The sequence below is a fragment of the Paraburkholderia sp. CI3 genome (assembly GCF_050436505.1).
Taxonomy (GTDB): Bacteria; Pseudomonadota; Gammaproteobacteria; order Burkholderiales; family Burkholderiaceae; genus Paraburkholderia; species Paraburkholderia tuberum.
Window position 1 is genome coordinate 3602912 of sequence record NZ_JBNDMI010000004.1, and the last position, 22772, is coordinate 3625683.

The following is a 22772-nucleotide window of genomic DNA, read 5'->3' on the forward strand; positions in this document are numbered from 1 at the left end:
GAACGAACCGGGGTTCAGCGAAGACGATGCCCCGATTATACGGACAGCATGTGCTCGACCAGTTCGATCCAGTGCGCGACGGGCGTCGACGTACCGCTTTGCAGATGCGCGATGCAACCGACGTTCGCCGACACGATCACCTGCGGCTCCTGCGCCTGCAAACGCTCGAGCTTCTGGTCGCGCAGCGCGTACGACAGGCGCGGCTGCAGCAGCGAGTAGGTGCCGGCAGAGCCGCAGCACAGATGGCTGTCGGCGGGCAGGCGCACTTCGACACCGAGCGCGCTGAGCAGTTGCTCGACCTTGCCGCGGATCTGCTGGCCATGCTGCAGCGTGCAGGGTGGATGAAACGCGACCGTGTGTACCGAGCGGCGGCGCGTGATGGCGACGAGCTGTTCTTCGAACTCGGGCAGGATCTCGGAGACGTCGCGCGTCAATTCGACGATGCGGCGCGCCTTCTCGGCATAGTTCGGATCGAGGCGCAGCAGGTGCGCGTATTCCTTGACCGTCGCGCCGCAGCCCGACGCGTTCATCACGATCGCTTCAACGCCCTGTTCGACGTAGGGCCACCATGCGTCGATGTTCGCGCGCAGGTCGTCGAGCGCTTCGTCGTGGTAGCCGAGGTGCAGGCGGATCGCGCCGCAGCAGCCGGCGTCGGGTGCGATCAGCGTTTCGATGCCGAGCGCATCGAACACGCGCGCGGTCGCGATGTTGACGTTCGGCATCATCGACGGTTGCACGCAGCCCGCCAGCATCAGCACCTTGCGTTCGTGTTTTGCGCTCGGCCATTCGAGCGGGTGTTGGCGCGCGGGCACCTTGTCGCGCAGCTTCTTCGGCAGCAGGCCGCGCACGTGCTGACCCAGCCGCATCGCCGGCGTGAAGATCGCGCTGTTCGGCAGCACGCTCGCGAGCAGGCGCCGCATCAGCCGCTGATTGAGCGGACGCGTGACTTTCTCTTCGGTGAGCTTGCGGCCGATTTCGACGAGCCGCCCATATTGCACGCCCGACGGGCAGGTCGATTCGCAATTGCGGCAGGTCAGGCAGCGGTCGAGGTGAACCTGCGTGCTGCGCGTGACCGGCGCGCCTTCGACCATCTGCTTGATCAGATAGATGCGCCCGCGCGGGCCGTCGAGCTCGTCGCCGAGCAGTTGGTAGGTCGGGCAGGTGGCGGTGCAAAAACCGCAATGCACGCATTTGCGCAGGATGGCGTCCGCTTCGTTGCCATCGGGCGTATTACGAATGAAGTCCGCGAGGTTGGTTTGCATCGCGTCGCTCAGAAGTCGGGGTAGAGACGGCCGCGGTTGAAGATGCGGGCCGGGTCGAATGCATGTTTGAGGCCGCGATGGATTTTCATCAGCGGCGCGGGCAGCGGTGTGAATACGCCGGCGCTGCGGTCGTAGCCGTGGCCGCTGCGGAAGATGGTCGCGTGGCCGCCGGCCTGTTTCGCGCTGATGCGCACGGTTTGCGCGTCGGTGTCGGTGATCCACCAGCGCTGGCCGCCGCCCCATTCCATCAGTTGCGCGCCGGGCAGCTGCAGCGGCTCGGTGATCGACGGTAGCGCGAGACGCCACAGCGCGGCCTTCGGTGGAATGCCCGCGAAAAACGAATCGGTCTGTTCGCGCAGGCCGGCCCAGAAGCGTTCAGCTTCGACCGCATCGACGACTTCGCCGCCGAGCCCGGTGCGCGCTGCCTTGACCGCGGCTTCCGCGCCGCCCAGGCGCACCGCGAGCGTGCCGTTGCGCCATGCGCTCGCGGTGATCGGCAGGGGTCGGCCGCCCCATTCGTTGAGCTTGCGTACCGCGTCGGTGCCGTTCATGTCGAACTTCAGCGTGGCTTCGACCTGCGGCCGCGGCAGCACTTTGACCGACAGCTCAAGGATCAGCCCGAGCGTGCCGAGCGAGCCCGCGAGCAGCCGCGACACGTCGTAACCCGCGACGTTCTTGACGACCTGGCCGCCGAAGTGCAGCACCTGCCCCTGGCCGTTCATCACGACGGCGCCGAGCACGAAGTCGCGCGCGGCGCCGACGGCCGGCCTGCGCGGCCCCGAAATCCCAGCGGCGATGCAGCCGCCGAAGGTGGCCTGCGGCCCGAAGTGCGGCGGCTCGAACGGCAGCATCTGGTTGTGCTCGGCGAGCGCGGCTTCGATTTCCAGCAGCGGTGTTCCCGCGCGCGCGGTGATCACGAGCTCGGCCGGATCGTACGCGATGATGCCGCGATAAGCGCGCGTGTCGAGGATCTCACCTTCCAGCGTCTGGCCATACCAGTCTTTGGTGCCGCCGCCGCGGATGCGCACCGCGCGTCCCTCGGCGCTGGCCGAACGCACGCGTTCGGACCATACGGCGACGATGTCGTCCTCTTCCATGGTGTCCTGCTCGTTGTGTTTCGTTTGATTGTACCGGGCGGCGGCTCGCTGGCAAGCCGGAGCGCACCCGCATGACGGGGCGCGGCATCGGTCTGGAGGAGAGGGCGCAAAGCGCCGCGCAGGCCGCGCCAGCATCAGCGCGGGCGCGGCGAACGGTGGATGCGCGCTGCAAACGCCAGCCGCTAGAAGCGCGGCAGCTCGGGATGAGGCAGCAGCCCGCCGCGCACGTGCATCTTGCCGTATTCGGCACAGCGCGCCCGCGTCGGGATGCCCTTGTCGGGGTTCAACAGGCCGGGCGCGTCGAATGCTCGCTTGACCGCGTGGAACGTGTCGCGCTCTTCGGGCGAGAACTGCACGCACATCGAATTGATCTTCTCGATGCCAACCCCATGCTCGCCCGTCACCGTGCCGCCCAGCTCGACGCAAGCTTCGAGGATGTCGCAACCGAACAACTCGGCGCGATGCCACTCGTCCTGGTCGTTGCCGTTGAACAGGATCAGCGGGTGCATGTTGCCGTCGCCGGCATGGAATACGTTGATGCAGCGCAACTGGTAGGTCTTCTCCATCTCCTCGATGCGCGCGAGCAGCGGCCCGATACTGCGGCGCGGCACGGTACCGTCCATGCAGTAGTAGTCCGGCGAAATGCGGCCGGCGGCCGGAAACGCGTTCTTGCGCCCGGACCAGAAGCGCAGGCGCTCGGCTTCCGTGCGTGAAATCTGGATACGGGTCGCGCCGTGCTCGCGCAGCACCGCGGTCATGCGCACGATCTCGGCCGCGACTTCCTCGGGCGTGCCGTCCGATTCGCACAGCAGGATCGCCGCCGCGTCGAGGTCGTAGCCCGCGTTGACGAACTCCTCGACCGCGCGCGTGGCGGGCTTGTCCATCATCTCGAGGCCGGCCGGAATGATGCCCGCCGCGATGATGCCCGCAACGGCGTCGCCGCCTTTGACGACGTCGTCGAAGCTGGCCATGATGACCTGCGCGGTTTGCGGCTTCGGGATCAGCTTGACGGTGACCTCGGTGACGATCGCGAACATGCCTTCGCTGCCAATCAGCACCGCGAGCAGATCGAGCCCCGGCGCGTCAGGCGCGAGCGAGCCGAATTCGACGATCTCGCCTTCCATCGTGACCGCGCGCACGCGCAGCACGTTGTGCACGGTGAGGCCGTACTTCAGGCAATGCACGCCGCCCGAATTCTCCGACACGTTGCCACCGATCGTGCAGGCAATCTGCGACGACGGATCCGGCGCATAGTAAAGACCATACGGCGCCGCGGCTTCGGAGATCGCCAGATTGCGCACGCCCGGCTGCACGGTCGCGATGCGCGCGTACGAGTCGACTTCGACGATCTTGCGAAAGCGCGCGAGCGATACCACCACGCCGTGCCGAATCGGCATCGCGCCGCCGGACAGCCCGGTGCCCGCGCCGCGCGGCACGATGGGCACCTCGAGGCGATGGCAGATCTGCACGATGCGCTGCACCTGCGATTCGGTTTCCGGCAACACGACCGCGAGCGGCAAACGCCGGTACGCGGCGAGTCCGTCGCATTCGTACGCGACGGTGTCTTCTTCGCGATACAGCAGACAGTGGGTCGGCAACACGGCCATCAGCGCCTGCACGACTTCGCGCTGACGCTGCGCGAGGACTTCGGCCGACAGTTCAGCGGGTGCGTTCATGTGAGTTGTCTCCTCGTGGCTTGCGCCGGTCCGGCTTGCTGGTTCGAGCCGGCTGTTTCGTGCAGCCTGCCTCGCATCGCTTGCGTGTTCAGCTTGGCGCGGTTGCCGCCGGGCGTGTCAGCGGTTTGCCGCGGCCGGCATGCGCAGTGTCGATCAGGCCGCCGCCCAGGCGAAAATCTTGCCCGGGTTCATCAGATTGCGAGGGTCTAGCGCGTGCTTGATGGAGCGCATCGTGTCGACCGCGACGTCGCCGTGCTCCTCGAGCAGAAAGCCCATCTTGTGCAGGCCGATGCCATGCTCGCCGGTGCAGGTGCCGTCCATCCGCAGCGCGCGCTGCACGATGCGATGGTTCAGGCGCTCGGCCTCCTCGAGCTCTTCGGGCTTGTCCGGGTCGATCAGGATCGCGACGTGGAAGTTTCCGTCGCCGACATGGCCGACGATCGGGCAGGGCAGCGGCGACGCCAACAGATCCTGCTCCGTTTCGACTACACACTCCGCGAGACGCGAGATCGGCACGCAGACGTCGGTGGTGACCGCGCGCGAGCCGGGCTTCAGTTGCAGCATCGCGAAATAGGCGTTGTGACGCGCGGTCCACAGACGGCTGCGGTCTTCGGGGCGCGTCGCCCATTCGAAGCCTTCACCGGCATTCTGTGCGGCGATTTCCTCCACGAGTTCGGCCTGTTCCTTGACGCCGGCCTCGGTGCCGTGAAATTCGAAGAACAATGTGGGCGCTTCGCGCAGTGTCAGATTCGAATGGCGATTGATCGAGCGGATCGCAAGTGAATCGACGAACTCGACACGCGCGATCGGCACGCCGATCTGGATCGTCTCGATGACCGCGCGCACCGCATCGCCCATCGACGGGAACCTGCACACCGCGGCCGACACCGCCTCCGGCTGCGGATAGAGGCGCAGCGTGATTTCGGTAATCACGCCGAGCGTGCCTTCCGAGCCGACGAACAGGCGCGTGAGGTCGTACCCCGCCGACGATTTGCGCGCGCGCGAGCCGGTCTTGATCACGCGGCCATCGGCGAGCACGACCGTCAGGCCGAGCACGTTCTCGCGCATCGTGCCGTAGCGCACGGCGTTGGTACCCGACGCGCGGGTTGCCGACATCCCGCCGATGCTCGCGTCGGCGCCGGGGTCGATCGGGAAGAACAGGCCGGTGTCGCGCAGCGCTTCGTTCAGTTGCTTGCGCGAGATGCCGGGCTCGACGGTGACGGTCAGGTCTTCGGCGTTGATCGACAACACCCGGTTCATTTCCGACAGATCGATCGACACGCCGCCTTGCACGGCAAGCAGATGTCCTTCGAGCGACGAGCCATTGCCGTACGGAATGATCGGCACGTCGTACTGGCCGCACAGCTTGACGGCGGTTTGCACGTCTTCGCTTGTACGCGCGAACACGACGGCGTCAGGCAGTTGCGGATCGAACGGTGATTCGTCGCGGCCGTGGTGCGCACGCACGGCTTCGGCAACGGAAACCCGATCGCCGAAAGCGGCTTTGAGCTGGTTCAGCAATTCGGCGGGAAACGGCCGGCGTAGCGGCGCCGGCGGCACGGGATGGTTCACGCATGTCTCCTGTGTCGACCGGAGTTAGCGCGACGGCGCTTACTCCGGTCCCATGAAAGTTTCTTTAGATAACGGTCTGTTTGCAGCACGTGTTTCATTTTACGCCGTTCGCCCGCCGGGCAGCGCTGGGCCGGCTTCCGCTCATATAATGGCGGCGATTTCGCGATGCGTGCAATATGGACAAACCAGCTGGCAGCATCGTCACTAATACATGGGAGACGTCATGGGCAATCGCCTCAGCAAGATCGCCACTCGCACCGGCGACGACGGCACCACCGGTCTCGGCGACGGCCGCCGCGTGCGCAAGGACAGCGCGCGTATCGCCGCGATTGGCGACGTCGACGAACTCAATTCGAATCTCGGCGTGCTGTTGTGCGAGAACCTGCCCGAGAACGTACGCGCGGCGCTGGTCGCAATCCAGCACGACCTGTTCGATCTGGGCGGCGAGCTGTGCATTCCCGGTCACACGATGATTACCGAACAGCATCTCGCGCAGCTCGACGGCTGGCTCGCCGACTACAACGCCACGCTGCCGCCGCTGAAGGAATTCATTCTGCCGGGCGGTTCGCGCGCGGCCGCGCTCGCGCATGTGTGCCGTACCGTTTGCCGCCGCGCGGAGCGGGCGATCGTCGCGCTTGGCGAACACGAGGCACTGAACACGGCGCCACGTCAGTACGTGAACCGGCTGTCCGATCTGCTGTTCGTGCTGGCGCGCGTGCTCAATCGCGCGGACGGCGGCACCGACGTGCTGTGGCAGCACGATCGCGGCGCGCCGTGAATGGCGACGCACATGTGCGCATGGACACGCACGGTGCTTCGCACGAGCCGAGGCTCAACCGACGGCGAGCGTGACCGGCTTGCCGATGCGGCTCAGCATTTCCACGAGCGTGTCGATCGTGAACTTGGTGGTTTTCTTGTTGACGACGTCGGACACGCGCGGGCGCGACACCATCAGGATTTCGGCCGCCTCGGCCTGCTTCAGATGATGCTGTTCGATCCACGTGGACAGCTCGGTCATCAGCTGTTCCTTGAGCAGCCGCGTGTCGTTGATCTGCTTTTGCGACGCCGCGTGAAGGCGCTTCGCTTCATCGGCGGAAAAACCGAGTTCGAGGAACACGTTCGCGCCGGCTCGCGTTACGTGACGAATGTTGGTGTCGATCGTCATGGCTGGGTGGTCCTGTAATGGGTGATGGCGCGGTAGCGCGTTTCGGCAATTTTTCTGTCGCGCGGTCCGAGCCTCTGCGTTTTCTTCTGAAAGCAATGCAGCACGTACAGCGCTTCGGCGTATTTGGTCACGTACATCACGCGAAAAATGCCGTCTTGGTCTCTAATGCGAATTTCGCGCGTGCCCGCGCCGATAGACTCGAACGGTTTCCAGTTGTCAGGGTCGAGTCCTGACTGAATCTTGTGAAGCTGAAACCCTGCGAGACGACGCGCTTCGTTGGGAAAAGCGAGCAAATCACGGTAGCTGGAGCCTAGCCAGCGAATTTCTTTTTCCTGCTCCATCGCCACCTCATGTATAAAATCTTATACGCATTCTCCAGCCCAGTCAAGCGTGTAAACGACCGGGCAACGAGCTATGACGATATCGAGGCGGCAGGCTGAGTACCATTCGTCCGAATGGCCAATAAAAAACCCCGGTTCGAAATTGAACCGAGGTTTTTTCTACGGACGGCTAACAAGCCCCCGCCGTGGTGGCGGGCCAGGCGTTCAGTTGCCGCTGCCGCGCGCGACGCGGCGCTGCCTGACCGCTTCGGCAAGGCCTTCGAGCACCGCGACGCTTTCGTCCCAGCCGATACACGCATCGGTAATGCTCTGGCCGTACGTGAGCTCGCAGCCTTCCTGCAGATCCTGGCGACCCGCGACGAGGTGCGACTCCACCATCACGCCGACGATCCGCTCGTCACCCGCGGCGATCTGACGGCCGATGTCCGCGCACACCGGAATCTGGTTTTCGTGCTTCTTCGAGCTGTTCGCGTGGCTCGCATCGATCATCAGACGCGCGGCGAGACCCGCCTTGCCGATGTCCGCGCAGGCCGCGTTGACGTTGTCGGCGTCGTAGTTCGGCGTTTTGCCGCCGCGCAGAATCACGTGGCAGTCCTCGTTGCCCGCGGTCGATACGATCGCCGAGTGGCCGCCCTTCGTGACCGACAGGAAATGGTGCGGCTGCGAGGCGGCCTTGATCGCGTCGACGGCGATCTTCACGTTGCCGTCCGTGCCGTTCTTGAAGCCGACCGGGCACGACAGTCCCGAAGCCAGCTCCCGGTGCACCTGCGATTCGGTCGTGCGCGCGCCGATGGCACCCCAGGAGATCAGATCCGCGATGTACTGCGGGCTGATCATGTCGAGGTACTCGGTGCCGGCCGGCAGGCCGAGTTCGTTGATGCGCAGAAGCAGCTCGCGCGCGGTGCGCAGACCTTCGTTGATCTTGAAGCTGTTGTCCATATGCGGGTCGTTGATGAGACCCTTCCAGCCCACCGTCGTACGCGGCTTTTCGAAGTACACGCGCATCACGGCTTCGAGTTCGCCGGCAAAGCGCTTGCGCTGCTCGATCAGACGCCCCGCGTATTCGATCGCGGCCTTCGGATCGTGAATCGAGCACGGGCCGATCACGACGATCAGACGATCGTCCATGCCGTGCAGAATGCGATGCATCGCGGTGCGCGAGTCGTAGATCACGTTGGAAACCGTCTCGTCGCAGGCAAATTCGCGGATCAGGTGAGCGGGCGGCGTGAGTTCCTTCAATTCGCGAATGCGGACATCATCGGTATTGTGCGGGGGCATGTTGTTCTCCTGAATCGGTTCGTAGCGTGTTCGCGCGGGCAACGGGGGCGATCAGTCAGTGATCAAACAGCGAGGCCAGAGCGGACGACGATCAAAAAATGGTCAACGACAAAATGTCAGTCAGGTATCGAAAAGCGTGAGACGAAAAAAAACCGCCAGGCTAGCTGGCGGTTTTTCGGGAATTCTCGGTGTCCTGCGTGCACTAACACCCCTCTCGATCCGCCAGCGGTCTGAGATACCAAAAAAAGTAAAAATAAAACTTGGCGGACATGGCGAAGTGAATGCGTCGCTGGTCAAAAAGGGTGAGTGAGTTTATAACCCGGTACAGGCTCGGCTGACAAGCTGGGGCGTCGAAAAATGCGGAAAACCCGCACACTTCGGGCCTTGCGTGCGCGAAGCGTGCATCCGTGACGAAATCAGGCCGTGCCGCCGACCGTCATCCGCTCGATGCGCAGCGTCGGTTGACCGACGCCCACCGGCACGCTCTGGCCTTCCTTGCCGCACACGCCCACGCCCGAATCGAGCTTCATGTCGTTGCCGATCATCGTGACGTACTTCAGCGATTCCGGTCCGCTGCCGATCAGCGTCGCTCCCTTGACCGGATACGTGATCTTGCCGTTCTCGATCATGTACGCCTCGGAGGCCGAGAACACGAATTTGCCGTTCGTGATGTCGACCTGACCGCCGCCGAAGTTCACCGCATACAGGCCGTTCTTCACGGACGCGAGGATTTCTTGCGGGTCCTTGTCGCCGTTCAGCATGTACGTGTTGGTCATGCGCGGCATCGGCAGCGCCGCGTACGATTCGCGCCGTGCGTTGCCGGTGACCGGCATCTTCATCAGACGCGCGTTCAGGGTGTCCTGGATGTAGCCCTTCAGGATGCCGTCCTCGATCAGCGTCGTGCACTGGGTCGGATTACCTTCGTCGTCGATATTGAGCGAGCCGCGACGATTCGGCAGCGTGCCGTCGTCGACCACGGTGACGCCCTTCGCGGCGACCTGCTCGCCGATGCGTCCCGCGAATGCCGACGACCCTTTGCGGTTGAAGTCGCCCTCGAGCCCGTGGCCGATCGCCTCGTGCAGCAGCACGCCGGGCCAGCCCGGCCCGAGCACGACGGTCATCGCGCCGGCCGGCGCCGGACGCGCGTCGAGATTGACGAGAGCGGCGTGCACCGCATCGTCGACATAGCGCGACAGCACTTCATCGGTGAAATAGCCGTAGTCGAAACGCCCGCCGCCGCCGCCGCTGCCGATTTCGCGGCGGCCGTTCTGCTCGGCGATCACCGTCACCGAGACACGCACGAGCGGCCGGATGTCGGCCGCGAAGCCGCCGTCGCTGCGCGCGACCAGCACCACGTCGTATTCGCCGGCGAGGCCCGCCATCACCTGCTGGATGCGCGGGTCGCGGCCGCGCGCCATCTGCTCGATGCGCTCGAGCAGCTTGACCTTGGCGGTGGCGTCGAGCGAATGCAGCGGGTCGGACGGCAGGTACAGATCGCGCCCGGCGATGCCGGTCAGCGACGACGCCACCTTGATCTTCTGCTTGCCGCCGCCTGCCTTGGCGATCGCGCGCGTGGCGATGGCCGCCTGGCGGATCGCTTCCGGCGACAGGTCGTCCGAGTAGGCGAACGCGGTGCGCTCGCCCGACACGGCGCGCACGCCGACACCCTGATCGATGCTGAAGCTGCCCGACTTTACGATGCCTTCCTCGAGACTCCACGCTTCGCTGCGGGTGGTCTGGAAGTACAGGTCCGCGTAGTCGACGCGGTGCGTGAAGATTTCGGCGAGCGTGCGCGTGAGCAGCGATTCGTCGAGACCATAGGGCGTGAGGAGGATGTCCTTGGCGGCGGCGAGATTACGGATACCGGGTTCGATGATGTTCATGCGAAGTATGTTCTGCTCGATACGAAGGGGTCGGGGAGCGCCTGCGTCGCTATATGCGTGGCAGGCGCCGCAGTTTCAATGTCGGTTTCAGGTCAGCACGCGATGACGCCATGCCGGCAGGCTCTGCCGCACTTCGTCGATGCGCGCGCGTTCGAGGTTGCCCGCGACCACGCCGGCGCCCTCGTCGCGCACCGCGACGATCTCGCCCCACGGGTCGATCAGCATGCTGTGGCCCCAGGTGCGGCGACCGTTTTCATGTTTGCCGCCTTGCGCCGCGGCGAGCACGTAGCACTGGTTTTCGATCGCGCGAGTGCGCAGCAGCAGCTCCCAATGCGCGCGGCCGGTCGTGTAGGTAAACGCCGACGGCACCACGATCAGCGCGCAGTCGCCCATGCGCCGGTACAGCTCGGGAAAGCGCAGATCGTAGCAGACCGACAGGCCGACCCGGCCGAATGGCGCCTCGAAGCTTTGCACCGAGGTGCCGGGTCGAATCGTGCGCGCTTCGTCGAACGATTCTTCGCCCTTTTCGAAGTTGAACAGGTGGATCTTGTCGTAGCGCGCGGCCTCGTTGCCGTTCGGGTCGAACACCAGCGTCGTGTTCAGTACGCGCGACGGCTCCGGTGCGTTCAGCGGCAGGGTGCCGCCGATCACCCAGATCTGGTGGCGGCGCGCGGCGTCGGCGAGAAAGCGTTGGATCGGGCCGTCCTGATGTGGCTCGCGCACGGCGAGCTTGTCGGTGTCCTTGAAGCCCATGAAACAGAAATACTCGGGGAGCAGCACGAGTTGCGCGCCGTCGGCGGCGGCTTCGGCGATCAGGCGCTCTGCGTCGGCGAGATTGCGATCGCGATCCGGCGAGCTGACCATCTGCAGCGCGGCGACCCGGAAGGGGCTGGCTACAAGGCCGCTGGACGTTGCGGCGGATGCGGATGAAGTGACGTGTGTTTCGCTCATGAGCGTGTCGAAAGACTCCCGGCGGGCGGCGGTGTGAAGCGCGGGCGCCGCATGCATGGTTCTGGGCTGGCTCGGCCCCGTTGGCGCGTTGAGTCGATAGAGCGGCACGAGCGGCCGCGTGGTTCGAGACGGCGGCGCCAGGGAAACCGGAGCTCAGTGCGCTTCCACGGTCGAAGCCGGAGCGTCAATCTTACCCCCTTCGCCCGTCACCCGCTCGACGTGCGGTTTCGACCACGAGCCGGTGATCGCGTAGTCGCGCGCGAATACGTGCGACACCCCATGCGTGAACGCGATATCGGCGATCAGCGCGCCGAGGCCGATCAGCGGATTGATGACCGTCGCGGCGATCACCGCGGAGCCGGCGCTGACGGTCGGCACTACGTGCAGGTGCAGGTCCTGGCTCTTCTGCGCGATGTCGACCGAGCCCACCATCTCGGCGCGGGCCGGCGCGGTCACCATCCTGAAGTTGTCGGTGCGGGCGATGCCGTCATGAATCTGCGCGGTACCCGTCACGCTCGAGAACGGCAGGCCCTCGCCGATCACATCGCGGAAATTGAGTGTGGCGATGCGCGCGAGGCTTTGCAGGCTCAGCACGCCGAGCAGCGTCGCGACGCCCGGATCGACCTTCAGGATCTGACCGTGGTGTAGATCCAGCGCGAGGTTGCCGTTCAGCGTCGAATAGTCGATCGTGGTCGGGCCGCCCTGCCACACGGCCTTGCCCTGAATCGAGCCGGTGCCGCCCCTGAGCGTCCTCGGCAGACCGAAGCGCTCGAGCATTGCGCCGGCATCCTTGATGTCGAGCTTGAAATCGAACACGGTGCGGCGCGGCGTGGCTTCGTCGGCCGAGATGGGCAGTTCGGTCGAAGTACGCCAGTTCGCGGTCGCGGTCAGCGTCGCGGTGGGGTTCGTCACGTCGAGCTTGTCGAGCTGCCAGACCGGCACGCCGTTTTCTTCGAAGTTGTGCGCGTCGACCTCGAGCCGGCCGACGTTGCGATCGTGCACGATCAGCTCGTCGACGACCAGATCGATCGACGGCATGTTCAGCGCGGGCGCCGACATCGCCGGACCGAGCAGGTCCTTGTCCGCGACCGACGGAATCACGACGCGCGCGAAGCGCGCCTGCAGTTCGCCCGGCGATTCGCGGGTCGCTCCTGGCAGCCACGACACGTGGCCTGAGACCTGATTCGACGCGATGTTCGCCTGCCACGTGCGATCCACGTGCGACGCGCCGACGATCACGTTGTCCCAGTGACGCTTGAGCAGCGTAAGCATGTCGATGTGCAGCGCGAAGCGGTTCGGCAGGAACTGCGTGAGCATGGGATTCGGCACGGCCGTAGGCGCGGCCGCGGGTGTGGCCGCGCTGCCGGCGGTATTGCCGCCGTTCGCACCGCCGTTCACGCCATTCGCCCCGCCCGCGCTCACGCCCGCGCGCAGCTGCGCGGCGAGCGCGCGCCAGGCGTCGGCATCGATCTCCTTGATGTCCGCCGCGGCGACCACGCCCTCGGACGGCAGGTCGATCGGCCGGTTCACGCCGATCGCGCCGCGCACGACGGTCGGTGACGTACGCGGCTGCGCGTTCGGCCGATAGCGCAGCAGATACGCGGCGACGACCGGCCCCAACGTCAGGTCGGCGCGTTCGAGGCCGGCTTCGCCCGGCACCGTCGACGGATTGACCGAGAAGTGCAGCGGCATCGGCGTGCCGGCAGTCTTTTTGAACGGCGCTGGAAAATCGAGCCCGAGGCCGCTCAGATCAGAGTTGGCGCTGACCTCCGGCAGGCGGCCCTTCGCGCCGGTGACGCGCAATGCATAAGGCGCGCTGCCGCTCATATGCGTGAGCACCTGTGCGGCCGGGCCATGCAGATGCAGCTCGCGCGCGGCATCGACGGCGATGTGGCCGTTGAGTGCGAGCGCGTACGTGCCGTCTTGCCGCAAGCCGCCGTTCGCACGCACGTCACCGCCGAGGAACTGGCCGGAGAGCCGCTCAACCTCGGCCGTGCGTTCGGTGAAGCGCACCCGGCCGTTCAGCTGCGACAGCGACGGCGCATTGCTCACGCTCAGGCGATTGTTCTGGAAGCCGAGCGCGCCTTCCACGCCGATATGCGGCTTCGGCGTACGCGGGATCGTCAGCTTCAACGCGAGCGACGCGGGCCCTTCCGCGCGAATCTTTTCGGTCTGGTGCCGCGCCATGATGCCGAGCGAGCTGCCGTTCACGTAGTCGAGCATATCGGCGAGCGGGCCGCGGCCGTTGCCCTGGATGGTTAGGTTCGAGCCTTTGGTGCCGAGGTCGTCGATGCGGCCGTTCACGCCGGTCAGCGCGACGCGCTTGTAACGGCCGCGGTCGATGTCGAAGCGCAGCACGTTCTGCTTGAGCTCGAACACGCCGTCGATGCGGTCGAGCGGCGGCCAAACGTTTGGCGTGCCGTTGCGCATGTTGCGCGGCGGGAACGGCGTCGGATCGAACTTGCCGCCGGTGAACGGCGCGACGATGTGGAAGATGCCGGCGTCGGGGTCGCGCGCGTAGGGGAACTTGGTCAGGTCGCCGTGCACTTCGATCGTGGCGCCATGCGACACGCCAGCCTGCAAGCCGTGGCCGAGGTAAATGCGCAGCTTTTCGCTGACCGCGGTCGGCAGATAGCGGGCGATGTGCGTCACCTGCGCGCGCTGGAAGTCGGCTTTCAGGTCGAGCGAGCCGCGGCCGTGGCCGGGATTGCTGTAGCTCGCAGTCGCGCTCGCCTCGACGTCAGGGTTCGATACGCTGAAATTGTTGAGCTTGAGCGCGAACGCGGGACGCGTGTCGCCCGGTGCCTTCGTGCCCATCGTCCAGTCGGCGCGGCCGTGCAGACGCGCAAGCGTGAGACGCGGATCGTCGAACACACCCGGCAGCGTGATCGCCACGTTGGTCGTATCGAAGTTCGCGTGGCCGCCTTTTTCATCGGCGTCGACGTTGCCCCACAGGTTTTCGATGCCGGGAACGCCGGCGCGCGGGTGGCCGCGCGGCGTCAGGCCCGGCCCCGGCTCCTGAGCGGCAAAGCTGATGCCCTGCAAATCGCCCTTGAAGCGATAACGCTCGATCGGTTCAGCGCCCGTGGGCCGATGGTCGCTGCCCACTTCTCCGGATTCCGGCTTGCCGCGCTCGAGCTCGATCACGTAGTTCGCGACGCGCCCGCGCGGATTGATGCGCACGAGTTCATTGAGAAAGTGCCGCGGCAGCGGCAGCGCGCGGCTGAATTCGGCGAGGATGCCGAGATCGACGCGATCGCCGCTGACGCTCAAAAGCTGGCCATGCTGCTGCGACGCCATCCGGTAGCGGCTGTCGAGGGTCCGGAAGCGCAGGATGCGCGTGAGCGGCGTGCCGTCTTCGAGCGGCGGCTGGCCGAGCTCGGCACGCAGGTCCGACAGCTGCAGCCGGTACTCGCCTTCGTTTGCCTCGACGCGCCACAGAAAGTGGGCGATCGGCACGAGCAGCTTTGGCTGGGTCGGGCGCACGCGCATCGCGACGTCGTAACCGCTCAACTGACCGGTCGCCTGGGTCATGCGGCCTTCGCTGAAGTCGATCCAGATTGCATTGTCGATGCGGCCGGCGAACGTCTCGATCGGGAACTGGATGTAGCGCGCGAGCGTCGGCAGATCGACCGGGCCCGTCGACATGTACACCTGCCCGCTCCAGTTGATCGGCTTGCCGAGCGCCGAGAGCGGCGCGTGGCGGAAGTGCGTGCGGAAGTCGAGCGGGCCTTTCAGCACCTGGCCGTCGGGTGGCGCCTGCAGCGCCATGCGGTGGTCGCGGCCGTCATTGAGGATCGCGATGCGGATGTCGCGCAGCGCCAGTTCGGGTTCGTTGCGCGTCGCGTCGCGCCAGCGCAGCACGCCGCCGCGCACGACGATCGCCTGCTGACGCAACAACCAGGTGGACAGCGCGTCGTTGCCGCTGTGGCGCGTCGGCACCGGCACGCCCGCGACCGACAGCACGCCGTCCTCGCTGCGCGACACCAGCACGTCCGGCTGATCGACGATCAGGCTCGACAGCGCCAGATGAAACTCCCATAGCGAGCGCCAGGACACCGACGCGGTGGCGTGCGGAATCGTCAGCGCGGGTTGGCCGTCGTGATCGCGGATGACGAGATTCGTGACATCGAGCCCTGGCTGGAAGCCGCTCCAGTGCGGCGCGAGCCGGCCGATCGTGAATTGGGTGCGCAGCTTGTCGGAGACCGCGGCTTCGATGCGCGGCCGGAACATGTCGGCGCGCGGCAGCACCACGTAGCGCAAACCCAGAAACAGTCCGCCCGCGATGAAATAGAGGACGAGCGCGAGCGCGGCGAGCACGCGCAACGTCCGACGCAGCACGATGTGGTCGCTTCCGCTCACATGCCGGACCTGCGGTGGGGTTTGCGGGTCGGCGGATTCGTTTCGCTCGGACATGCTGCGGCGGCTGGGCGTATGGTAGTTTTGCGTGTTAACGACGAAATGTATCACACGGGAAAGCGTCGGCGGACCTCCTGCAAACCCTGTCCGACGGCCCGTGACGGCGATTGGCGAGGCCGTCCGGCACGGGGGCCGGCACGCTTGGCGCCGCATGCCGATGGCACGACGGAACGACACGACAACGACCCCGGAACGACACCCGTACACCGTCAGAATACCGCCGGACAAATTCGATCAAGCAACGAGCGAGCCAGATTTTTGATGACTGACGCCACCCTCCTGAGTTCCAGCTATTCGCACTATGCCGCGCGCGCCGCCGCGGCCCGCCCGCAACTGGTCGCGCATGTCGGCGCGCTGGCCGACGAACCGCTGACGCGCGAGCGCATCGACGCGCGTCTCGACGAACTGTGCGCCGAGGCGGCGAGCCCAGCCGGTGCGCCGGTCAACGAAGATGCACTGAAGCGCGCGCTGCGCCGGCTGCGCACCGAAGTATTCTGCGCGGTGATGGAGCGCGACCTGGCCGGTGAGGCCGATATCGCCGAAGTCACCGGCGCGATGACCGATCTCGCGGAAACGACGATCCAGCGCGCGCTGACGGTGCTGAGCGCCGAGCTCGAAGCGCTGTATGGCGAGCCGCGCGACCAGCAGGGCGAACGGCTCACACTCGGCGTGGTCGGTATGGGCAAGCTCGGCGGGCGCGAGCTGAACGTGTCGTCGGATATCGACCTGATCTTCGTCTATGAGGACGACAGCGAGACCGCCGGCGGCCAGCGCTCGCCGCTCGCGACCCAGGAGTTCTTCACGCGGCTCGGCAAGCGGCTGATCGGCGCGCTCGCCGAAGTCACCGCCGACGGCTACGTGTTTCGCGTCGATATGCGTCTGCGGCCGAACGGCGATTCGGGGCCGCTCGTATGCAGCCTCGGCATGCTCGAAGAGTATTTCTATGTGCAGGGCCGCGAGTGGGAGCGCTACGCGTGGATCAAGGGCCGGCTCGTGTCCGAGGGCGCGAGCGCCTCGGCGCAGCGGCTGCAGAAGCAGCTCGGGGCGATCGTCACGCCGTTCGTCTATCGACGCTATCTGGATTTCGGCGTGATCAGCGCGATTCGCGCGCTGCATCTGCAGATTCGCCAGGAGGCGCAGCGCCGCGCGTCGATGCGCCCCGACAAGGCCGACGACATCAAGCTCGGCCGTGGCGGCATCCGTGAAATCGAATTCAGCGCGCAGGTGTTCCAGCTGATCCGCGGCGGCCAGGACGCCGGCTTTCGCGTGCGGCCGACGCTCGCCGTGCTGCGCCACGCGGCCACGAATGGGTTGATGGATCCGTCGGTGTGCGTGAAGCTGTCGCAGGCGTATCGCTTTCTGCGGGAGCTCGAGCATCGTTTGCAATATCGCAACGACGCGCAGACCCACGCGATGCCCGTCGATGCCGAAGACCGCATGGCGCTCGCGCGCGTGATGGGCTGCGACGACTACCCGCAATTGATGACGAAGCTCGACGCGCATCGCGAGTTCGTCGAACAGCAGTTCGACCAGATTTTCGCCGACAAGGTGGGCGGCCGCGACGGTTGCGGCGCGCCCGAGGACGGCGCGGCCGCGTGGGTGTGGAGCAGCGCGCTCGCCGACGATAGCGCCGACGACGCACTGCGCGCGCGCCTCGTCGAACTGGGGGTGGCCGAGCCCGGTGAGCTGCTCGCCCGGCTGCAGGCGGTGTGGCGCTCGTCGCGCTACACGGGCCTGAACGAGCGCAGCCGGCAGCGTTTCGACATCGTCGCGCAGCGCGCGCTCGAAGCCGCGCGCACGCTGGAGCCGGCCGGGCGGCGCGGCGATACGGTCGCGCGCCTGTTCGATCTGCTCGAAGCGGTGAGCCGGCGCGGCGCGTATCTGGCGCTTCTGACCGAGTATCCGCAGGCGCTGCACCAGGTGCTGTCGGTGCTGGGCGGCTCGCGCTGGGCGGCCGGCTATCTGATCCGCCATCCGCAGCTGCTCGACGAGCTGCTCGACGTCGAGGCGATCAACAGTCCGTTCGACTGGGCTGAATTCAAGCGTACGTTGCGTTTGCGGCTCACCGCCGCCGATGGCGTCGAGCAGCAGATGGATCTGCTGCGTCACGCGCATCAGGCCGAGGTGTTCCGCATTCTGCTGATCGAGCTTGCCGGCAAGCTGTCCGTCGAGCACGTCAGCGACCGGCTATCCGAGCTCGCCGACGCGGTGCTCGACGTGACGATCGAAGCCGTGTGGAAGCAGTTGGCCAAACGTCATCGCGACGTGCCGCGCTTCGCGGTGATCGCCTACGGCAAGCTCGGTGGCAAGGAGCTCGGCTACGCGTCGGACCTCGACCTGATCTTCCTGTACGACGATCCCGGCGATGCCGCCGCCGACGTCTACGCAACCTACACACGGCGTCTGATCACATGGCTGACCACCGCGACCGGCGCCGGCACATTGTTCGACATCGACCTGCGGCTGCGGCCCAACGGCGAGTCAGGCCTGCTCATCACCGACCTCGATGCGTTCCGTCGCTACCAGCTGCGCGAGGGCGACGCGGCGAATACCGCGTGGGTGTGGGAGCATCAGGCGCTGACGCGTGCGCGCTACTGCGCGGGCGATCCGGAGATCGGCGCGAAGTTCGAGGCGATCCGCGAACAGGTGCTGACGACGCCGCGCGAAGCGGCGCCGCTCGCGAAAGAGATCGTCGAGATGCGCGCGCGTGTCGAGGCGGGACATCCGAACCATACGCCGGCGCTGTTCGACCTGAAGCACGACCGCGGCGGCATGGTCGATATCGAGTTCACCGTGCAGTACTGGGTGCTGCTGCATGCGGCGCGCGATCCCGAGCTGATCCGTAATACCGGCAATATCGCGCTGCTGCGTGAGGTGTCGCGTTTCGGGCTGATGAGCGAAGCGGAAGCGGAGACGGTCGGCGCCGCCTATCGGCGCTATCGCAAGCTGCAGCACACGCTGCGGCTCGATGGGATGGAGAAGGCGCGGGTCGATCCGGCGCTGGTCGCGGCCGAGCGCGAGGCGGTGCTGGCGTTGTGGAAGAGGGTGTTTGGGTAAGGGCGCTCATGCACTTCGCGTAGCGCATCATGCGCGGCCGGGATCGGTGTGACGTCCCGGCCAAGCCGACTCAGCCGTGTGCGGCCGCCTATGCGCGGCGCAATTTCAGGCGGCCAGCATTTCCTTCGCGTGCTTGCGCGTGGTCGCCGTGATTTCGAGGCCGCCGAGCATGCGCGCGACTTCCTCGATGCGGCTCGCCTTGTCGAGCGAGTTCACGCTGCTGAGCGTGCCGCCGGTGCCGTTGCTCATCTTTGCGACCTGGAAATGATGATCGCCGCGCGCGGCGACCTGCGGCAGATGGGTCACGCACAGCACCTGGCGCGCCTCGCCGAGCTGATGCAATAGCCGTCCGACCACTTCGGCCACGCCGCCGCCGATGCCCGTATCCACTTCGTCGAAGATCAGGGTCGGTGTCGGGCTGGCCGCGCTCGCGATCACTGCGAGCGCGAGACTGATACGCGCGAGTTCGCCGCCTGACGCAACCTTCGCGAGCGGCCGCAGCGGCACGCCGGCATGACCGGCGACTCGAAACTCGATCTGCTCGAGCCCGTGCGCGCCGCCTTCGGGCAGCGGCACCAGCGCGACCTCGAAGCTGCCGCCTTTCATCGACAGTTCCTGCATGCCGGTCGTGACCGCCTCGCCGAGCGCCTTGCCTGCTTTCGCGCGTGCCTTCGAGAGCTTTTTCGCCTCGGCGACGAACACTTCCTTCGCTTGCGCTTCGGCGGCGCGCAGGCCGTCGAGGTCGGCGGCGGCGTCGAGCGCGGCCAGTTGCTTGCGCCGCTCGGCGTGTTCTTCCGGCAGCGTCTCAGGCCGCAGGCGGAACTTGCGCGCGGCCGAGTGCAGCGCGTCGAGGCGCTTTTCGACCTGCGCGAGCCGCTCCGGATCGAGCTCGAGCTTCTGCGCGTAGTGGCTCAGCGAATACGCGGCTTCCTGCAACTGGATTTCGGCCGGTTCGAGCGCGGCGAGCACGTCGTTCAGCGCGGGGTCGATCTCCGCGAGGTCGCGCACCTTCGACACGATCGAGCCGAGATGCGTGATCATCGCGTCGTCCGATTCGGACAGCGCGCCGAGCGCTCCCTGCACGCCGTCGATCAGATTCGCGGAATGCGACAGCCGCCGATGCTCGGTGCTGACTTCTTCCCATTCGCCCGGCTGTGGCGCGAGCTTGTCGAGTTCGGTGAGTTGCCACGCGAGTCGCTCGCGTTCGAGTTGCAGCTCGCGATCGCGCGTTTGCGCGTGCTCGACGACCTGCGCCTTGTCGCGCCACGTGCGCCACGCGCGCGTGACGGCGGCGGCCAGGTCGGACAGGCCCGCGTGCGTGTCGAACAGCTCGCGCTGCGCGTCCGGGCGCATCAGCAACTGGTGCGCGTGCTGGCCGTGAATATCGACGAGCATCTCGCCGACCTCGCGCAGCTGCGCGAGCGTGGCCGCCGTACCGTTGATGAACGCGCGCGAGCGGCCGTTCGCGTCGACCACCCGTCGCAGCATCACGGTGCCGCCGTGCTGGCCGTCGTCGGCCGCGCCGAGCGCCTGCGTGTCGAGCCATTGATCGACCTGTGCGTGCGTCTCGAACTCCGCGGTGATGTCGGCGCGGCTCTCGCCGGTGCGCACGACGCTCGCCTCGGCGCGCGCGCCTAGTGCCAGCGCGAGCGCGTCGATCAGGATCGATTTGCCGGCGCCGGTTTCGCCCGAGAAAACGGTAAAGCCGCTGTCGAATTCGAGGTCGAGCGCGGCGACGATGACGAAGTCGCGTATCGAGAGGTGGCGAAGCATGGAGGTGGTCGGGTGAGCTTGGGATTCGGGTGGCGGCCGCGGCGGCGTGCGAAATCAAAGTGCCGCTTACGGCCTCGGGTCTTCTTCGTGCGACGGGTACTCGTGCCAGTGCAGCTTCTTGCGTAGCGTCGCATAGTAGCTGTAGCCGACCGGATGCAGCATCGGCACCGTGTGACGCGAACGGCGCACCTCGATCGTGTCACCGAGCTCCAGCGACGTGAACGACTGCATGTCGAAATTGACGTTCACCTCGCGCCCGGAAACGATCTGGATGCTGACCTTCGATTCGTCCGGCAGCACGATCGGCCGGTTCGACAGCGCGTGCGGCGCGATCGGCACGAGCACGATGCCCTGTAGTTGCGGATGCAGGATCGGCCCCTGCGAGGACAGCGCGTACGCGGTCGAGCCGGTCGGCGTCGCGACGATCAGGCCGTCCGAGCGCTGGTTGTACATGAAGCGGCCGTCGACCGACACGCGCAACTCCGCCATGCCCGAGAAGCCGCTGCGGTTGACCACCACGTCGTTGAACGCGAGCGCGTGGTAGATCGGCGTGCCGTCGCGCACGATGCGCGCTTCGAGCAGCACGCGCTCCTCGCGCTCGAAATTGCCGGACAGCATCTGCGGCACGATCTCGCGCATGTCGGAGATCGGAATGTCCGTGATGAAGCCGAGCCGCCCGTGGTTGATGCCGATCAAGGGCGTGCGATACGGCGCGAGCTGGCGGCCGATGCCGAGCATCGTGCCGTCGCCGCCGAGCACCACGGCGACGTCGGCGCGCGCGCCGATCTCGGCGAGACGCAGCGCCGGATAGTCGGTCACGCCGATTTCGGCGGCGGTGTCGGCTTCGAACACGACTTCGAGGCCGAGCTTCGCGATGCAGGCGGCGAGCGCGGTCAGCGGCTCGCCGATGCCTGGCGTATTGCTGCGCCCGACGAGCGCGACGGTCTTGAACTGGCTGGTCACTTGCATGCCGGCATTACACCATAGGTAGGGCCTGAAAAGAACCGCAGACCAACCCGGTTGTGGGGCGGCGCACGCAGGGCGTCTGCGTATGTCGCGATTATCGTTAGAATGGTGAAGACCCGATGACATGCGAGCCCGCCGACGGCGGTGCATTCGCCGGGAGCGGGCGCCGCGGGCGCTCTCGGCTGCGATGCCAATGAGCTAAAATTTTTCGTCATGCTAGATCCTCGCGCACAAACCCTCCTCAAAACGCTGATTGAGCGCTACATCGCCGAAGGTCAGCCGGTCGGCTCGCGCACGCTGTCACGTTATTCGGGCCTCGAACTGAGTCCGGCCACGATCCGCAACGTGATGTCGGACCTCGAGGATCTGGGGCTCGTGATCAGTCCGCATACGTCGGCAGGGCGCATTCCGACGCCACGCGGCTACCGCCTGTTCGTCGACACGATGCTGACCGTCGAATCCGCCGCCGACGAGGAGGCGGTGACGCGCACCGTCAAGACCACGCTGCAGGTGGGCGAGCCGCAGAAGATCGTCGCCGCGGCGGCGAGCGTGCTCTCAAATCTGTCGCAGTTCGCCGGCGTCGTGCTCACGCCGCGTCGCAGCCACGTGTTCAAGCAGATCGAATTCATGCGCCTGTCCGACCAGCGCATTCTGCTGATCATCGTGACGCCCGAAGGCGACGTGCAAAACCGCATCCTCGCCACCCAGCGCGACTTTTCGCCTTCGCAGCTGGTGGAAGCCTCCAATTACATCAACGCGCACTTCGCGGGCCTCTCGTTCGACGAGGTGCGCCGCCGCCTGCGGGAGGAAATCGACGAGCTGCGTGGCGACATGACCTCGCTGATGCACGCGGCCGTCACCGCCAGCACCGACGAATCCGACACCGGCGAGACCGTGTTGATCTCGGGCGAGCGCAATCTGCTCGAAGTCGCCGATCTTTCGTCGGACATGGCGCGCCTGCGCAAGCTGTTCGATGTGTTCGACCAGAAGACCAGCCTCCTTCAGTTGCTCGACGTGTCGAGTCACGCGGCGGGCGTGCAAATATTCATTGGCGGCGAATCGAATCTGGTACCGATCGAGGAAATGAGCGTCGTCACCGCGCCGTACGAGGTGAACGGCAAGATCGTCGGCACGCTCGGTGTGATCGGACCGACCCGCATGGCCTACAACCGCGTGATTCCGATCGTGGACATCACCGCGCGGCTGTTGTCCATGACGCTCAGCCAGCAGTAGTCCTCGGGCTCCGCGGAACTGTCGTCATCGCAGTGCGTGGCGATCATGATGCGCGAACGCGCGGTGTCTGCCAATCGTCCGAATGGCCAGGGGTCTCTG

General features: G+C 66.2%; 16 protein-coding genes. 4 read left to right on the forward strand and 12 right to left on the reverse strand.

Features of this window, described 5'->3' with window-relative positions; genetic code table 11:
- Positions 1–35: 35 nt before the first annotated feature.
- The 4 genes from glcF to OKW29_RS38050 all read right to left on the reverse strand — a co-directional run bounded on the left by glcF (position 36) and on the right by OKW29_RS38050 (position 5607).
- Complete coding sequence (gene glcF, locus OKW29_RS38035) at positions 36–1262, reverse strand: glycolate oxidase subunit GlcF (protein ID WP_429294515.1); 1227 nt, start codon at positions 1260–1262, stop codon at positions 36–38.
- An 8-nt stretch (positions 1263–1270) separates the two neighbouring features.
- Positions 1271–2359: a glycolate oxidase subunit GlcE gene (gene glcE, locus OKW29_RS38040; RefSeq protein ID WP_429294516.1), complete on the reverse strand. Its 1089-nt coding sequence runs from the start codon at positions 2357–2359 to the stop codon at positions 1271–1273.
- A 182-nt stretch (positions 2360–2541) separates the two neighbouring features.
- A complete protein-coding gene (locus OKW29_RS38045; protein WP_090803097.1) occupies positions 2542–4035 on the reverse strand; it encodes an FAD-linked oxidase C-terminal domain-containing protein in 1494 nt (497 codons plus the stop codon).
- 153 nt (positions 4036–4188) lie between these two features.
- On the reverse strand, positions 4189–5607 hold the full coding sequence (locus OKW29_RS38050; RefSeq protein WP_184067275.1) for an FAD-linked oxidase C-terminal domain-containing protein: 1419 nt from the start codon (positions 5605–5607) through the stop codon (positions 4189–4191).
- Positions 5608–5830: 223 nt separating this feature from the next.
- On the opposite strand from OKW29_RS38050, the gene OKW29_RS38055 reads away from it, so the two are divergent.
- On the forward strand, positions 5831–6385 hold the full coding sequence (locus tag OKW29_RS38055) for a cob(I)yrinic acid a,c-diamide adenosyltransferase (protein WP_184067278.1): 555 nt from the start codon (positions 5831–5833) through the stop codon (positions 6383–6385).
- Positions 6386–6439: 54 nt separating this feature from the next.
- Here the strand turns inward: OKW29_RS38055 and OKW29_RS38060 are convergent, their stop codons facing one another.
- The 3 genes from OKW29_RS38060 to aroG all read right to left on the reverse strand — a co-directional run bounded on the left by OKW29_RS38060 (position 6440) and on the right by aroG (position 8391).
- Positions 6440–6772: a helix-turn-helix domain-containing protein gene (locus tag OKW29_RS38060; RefSeq protein ID WP_090803102.1), complete on the reverse strand. Its 333-nt coding sequence runs from the start codon at positions 6770–6772 to the stop codon at positions 6440–6442.
- Entirely contained in the window at positions 6769–7113 is a 345-nt protein-coding gene (locus OKW29_RS38065) for a type II toxin-antitoxin system RelE/ParE family toxin (protein WP_429294517.1), read from the reverse strand. The genes OKW29_RS38060 and OKW29_RS38065 overlap by 4 nt, the downstream gene beginning before the upstream one ends.
- A gap of 204 nt (positions 7114–7317) precedes the next feature.
- Positions 7318–8391, reverse strand: a complete 1074-nt coding sequence (aroG, locus tag OKW29_RS38070) for a 3-deoxy-7-phosphoheptulonate synthase AroG (protein ID WP_429294518.1) — start codon at positions 8389–8391, stop codon at positions 7318–7320.
- 58 nt (positions 8392–8449) lie between these two features.
- Here aroG and OKW29_RS38075 point away from each other — a divergent pair, with 58 nt between their 5' ends.
- Positions 8450–8701, forward strand: a complete 252-nt coding sequence (locus tag OKW29_RS38075) for a hypothetical protein (RefSeq protein ID WP_221311849.1) — start codon at positions 8450–8452, stop codon at positions 8699–8701.
- Between the two features lie 106 nt (positions 8702–8807).
- On the opposite strand, the gene tldD is transcribed toward OKW29_RS38075, so the two are convergent.
- From tldD to OKW29_RS38090, 3 genes are all read right to left on the reverse strand, one after another.
- Positions 8808–10274: a metalloprotease TldD gene (tldD, locus tag OKW29_RS38080; RefSeq protein ID WP_429294519.1), complete on the reverse strand. Its 1467-nt coding sequence runs from the start codon at positions 10272–10274 to the stop codon at positions 8808–8810.
- Between the two features lie 87 nt (positions 10275–10361).
- Positions 10362–11225: a carbon-nitrogen hydrolase family protein gene (locus tag OKW29_RS38085; protein ID WP_184062298.1), complete on the reverse strand. Its 864-nt coding sequence runs from the start codon at positions 11223–11225 to the stop codon at positions 10362–10364.
- 153 nt (positions 11226–11378) lie between these two features.
- A complete protein-coding gene (locus OKW29_RS38090; RefSeq protein ID WP_429294520.1) occupies positions 11379–15641 on the reverse strand; it encodes a YhdP family protein in 4263 nt (1420 codons plus the stop codon).
- Positions 15642–15905: 264 nt separating this feature from the next.
- On the opposite strand from OKW29_RS38090, the gene glnE reads away from it, so the two are divergent.
- A complete protein-coding gene (glnE, locus tag OKW29_RS38095; RefSeq protein ID WP_429294521.1) occupies positions 15906–18701 on the forward strand; it encodes a bifunctional [glutamate--ammonia ligase]-adenylyl-L-tyrosine phosphorylase/[glutamate--ammonia-ligase] adenylyltransferase in 2796 nt (931 codons plus the stop codon).
- A 105-nt stretch (positions 18702–18806) separates the two neighbouring features.
- Here the strand turns inward: glnE and recN are convergent, their stop codons facing one another.
- The gene (recN, locus tag OKW29_RS38100; protein ID WP_429294522.1) at positions 18807–20474 is read right to left on the reverse strand and encodes a DNA repair protein RecN; all 1668 of its coding nucleotides are present in this window, start codon (positions 20472–20474) and stop codon (positions 18807–18809) included.
- 66 nt (positions 20475–20540) lie between these two features.
- The gene (locus OKW29_RS38105; RefSeq protein ID WP_184055543.1) at positions 20541–21443 is read right to left on the reverse strand and encodes an NAD kinase; all 903 of its coding nucleotides are present in this window, start codon (positions 21441–21443) and stop codon (positions 20541–20543) included.
- 210 nt (positions 21444–21653) lie between these two features.
- Between OKW29_RS38105 and hrcA the strand changes: the two genes are divergently transcribed.
- The gene (hrcA, locus tag OKW29_RS38110; RefSeq protein ID WP_090803113.1) at positions 21654–22673 is read left to right on the forward strand and encodes a heat-inducible transcriptional repressor HrcA; all 1020 of its coding nucleotides are present in this window, start codon (positions 21654–21656) and stop codon (positions 22671–22673) included.
- The last annotated feature ends 99 nt before the right edge of the window (positions 22674–22772 follow it).

Coding starts and splice junctions, on each gene's coding strand:
- OKW29_RS38045 (WP_090803097.1), bottom strand. CDS start 4,035: ATGAACGCACCCGCTGAACTGTCGGCCGAAGTCCTCGCGCAGCGTCAG.
- OKW29_RS38105 (WP_184055543.1), bottom strand. CDS start 21,443: ATGCAAGTGACCAGCCAGTTCAAGACCGTCGCGCTCGTCGGGCGCAGC.
- aroG (WP_429294518.1), bottom strand. CDS start 8,391: ATGCCCCCGCACAATACCGATGATGTCCGCATTCGCGAATTGAAGGAA.
- OKW29_RS38060 (WP_090803102.1), bottom strand. CDS start 6,772: ATGACGATCGACACCAACATTCGTCACGTAACGCGAGCCGGCGCGAAC.
- OKW29_RS38055 (WP_184067278.1), top strand. CDS start 5,831: ATGGGCAATCGCCTCAGCAAGATCGCCACTCGCACCGGCGACGACGGC.
- hrcA (WP_090803113.1), top strand. CDS start 21,654: ATGCTAGATCCTCGCGCACAAACCCTCCTCAAAACGCTGATTGAGCGC.
- OKW29_RS38085 (WP_184062298.1), bottom strand. CDS start 11,225: ATGAGCGAAACACACGTCACTTCATCCGCATCCGCCGCAACGTCCAGC.
- OKW29_RS38065 (WP_429294517.1), bottom strand. CDS start 7,113: ATGGAGCAGGAAAAAGAAATTCGCTGGCTAGGCTCCAGCTACCGTGAT.
- recN (WP_429294522.1), bottom strand. CDS start 20,474: ATGCTTCGCCACCTCTCGATACGCGACTTCGTCATCGTCGCCGCGCTC.
- glcE (WP_429294516.1), bottom strand. CDS start 2,359: ATGGAAGAGGACGACATCGTCGCCGTATGGTCCGAACGCGTGCGTTCG.
- glnE (WP_429294521.1), top strand. CDS start 15,906: ATGACTGACGCCACCCTCCTGAGTTCCAGCTATTCGCACTATGCCGCG.
- glcF (WP_429294515.1), bottom strand. CDS start 1,262: ATGCAAACCAACCTCGCGGACTTCATTCGTAATACGCCCGATGGCAAC.
- OKW29_RS38090 (WP_429294520.1), bottom strand. CDS start 15,641: ATGTCCGAGCGAAACGAATCCGCCGACCCGCAAACCCCACCGCAGGTC.
- tldD (WP_429294519.1), bottom strand. CDS start 10,274: ATGAACATCATCGAACCCGGTATCCGTAATCTCGCCGCCGCCAAGGAC.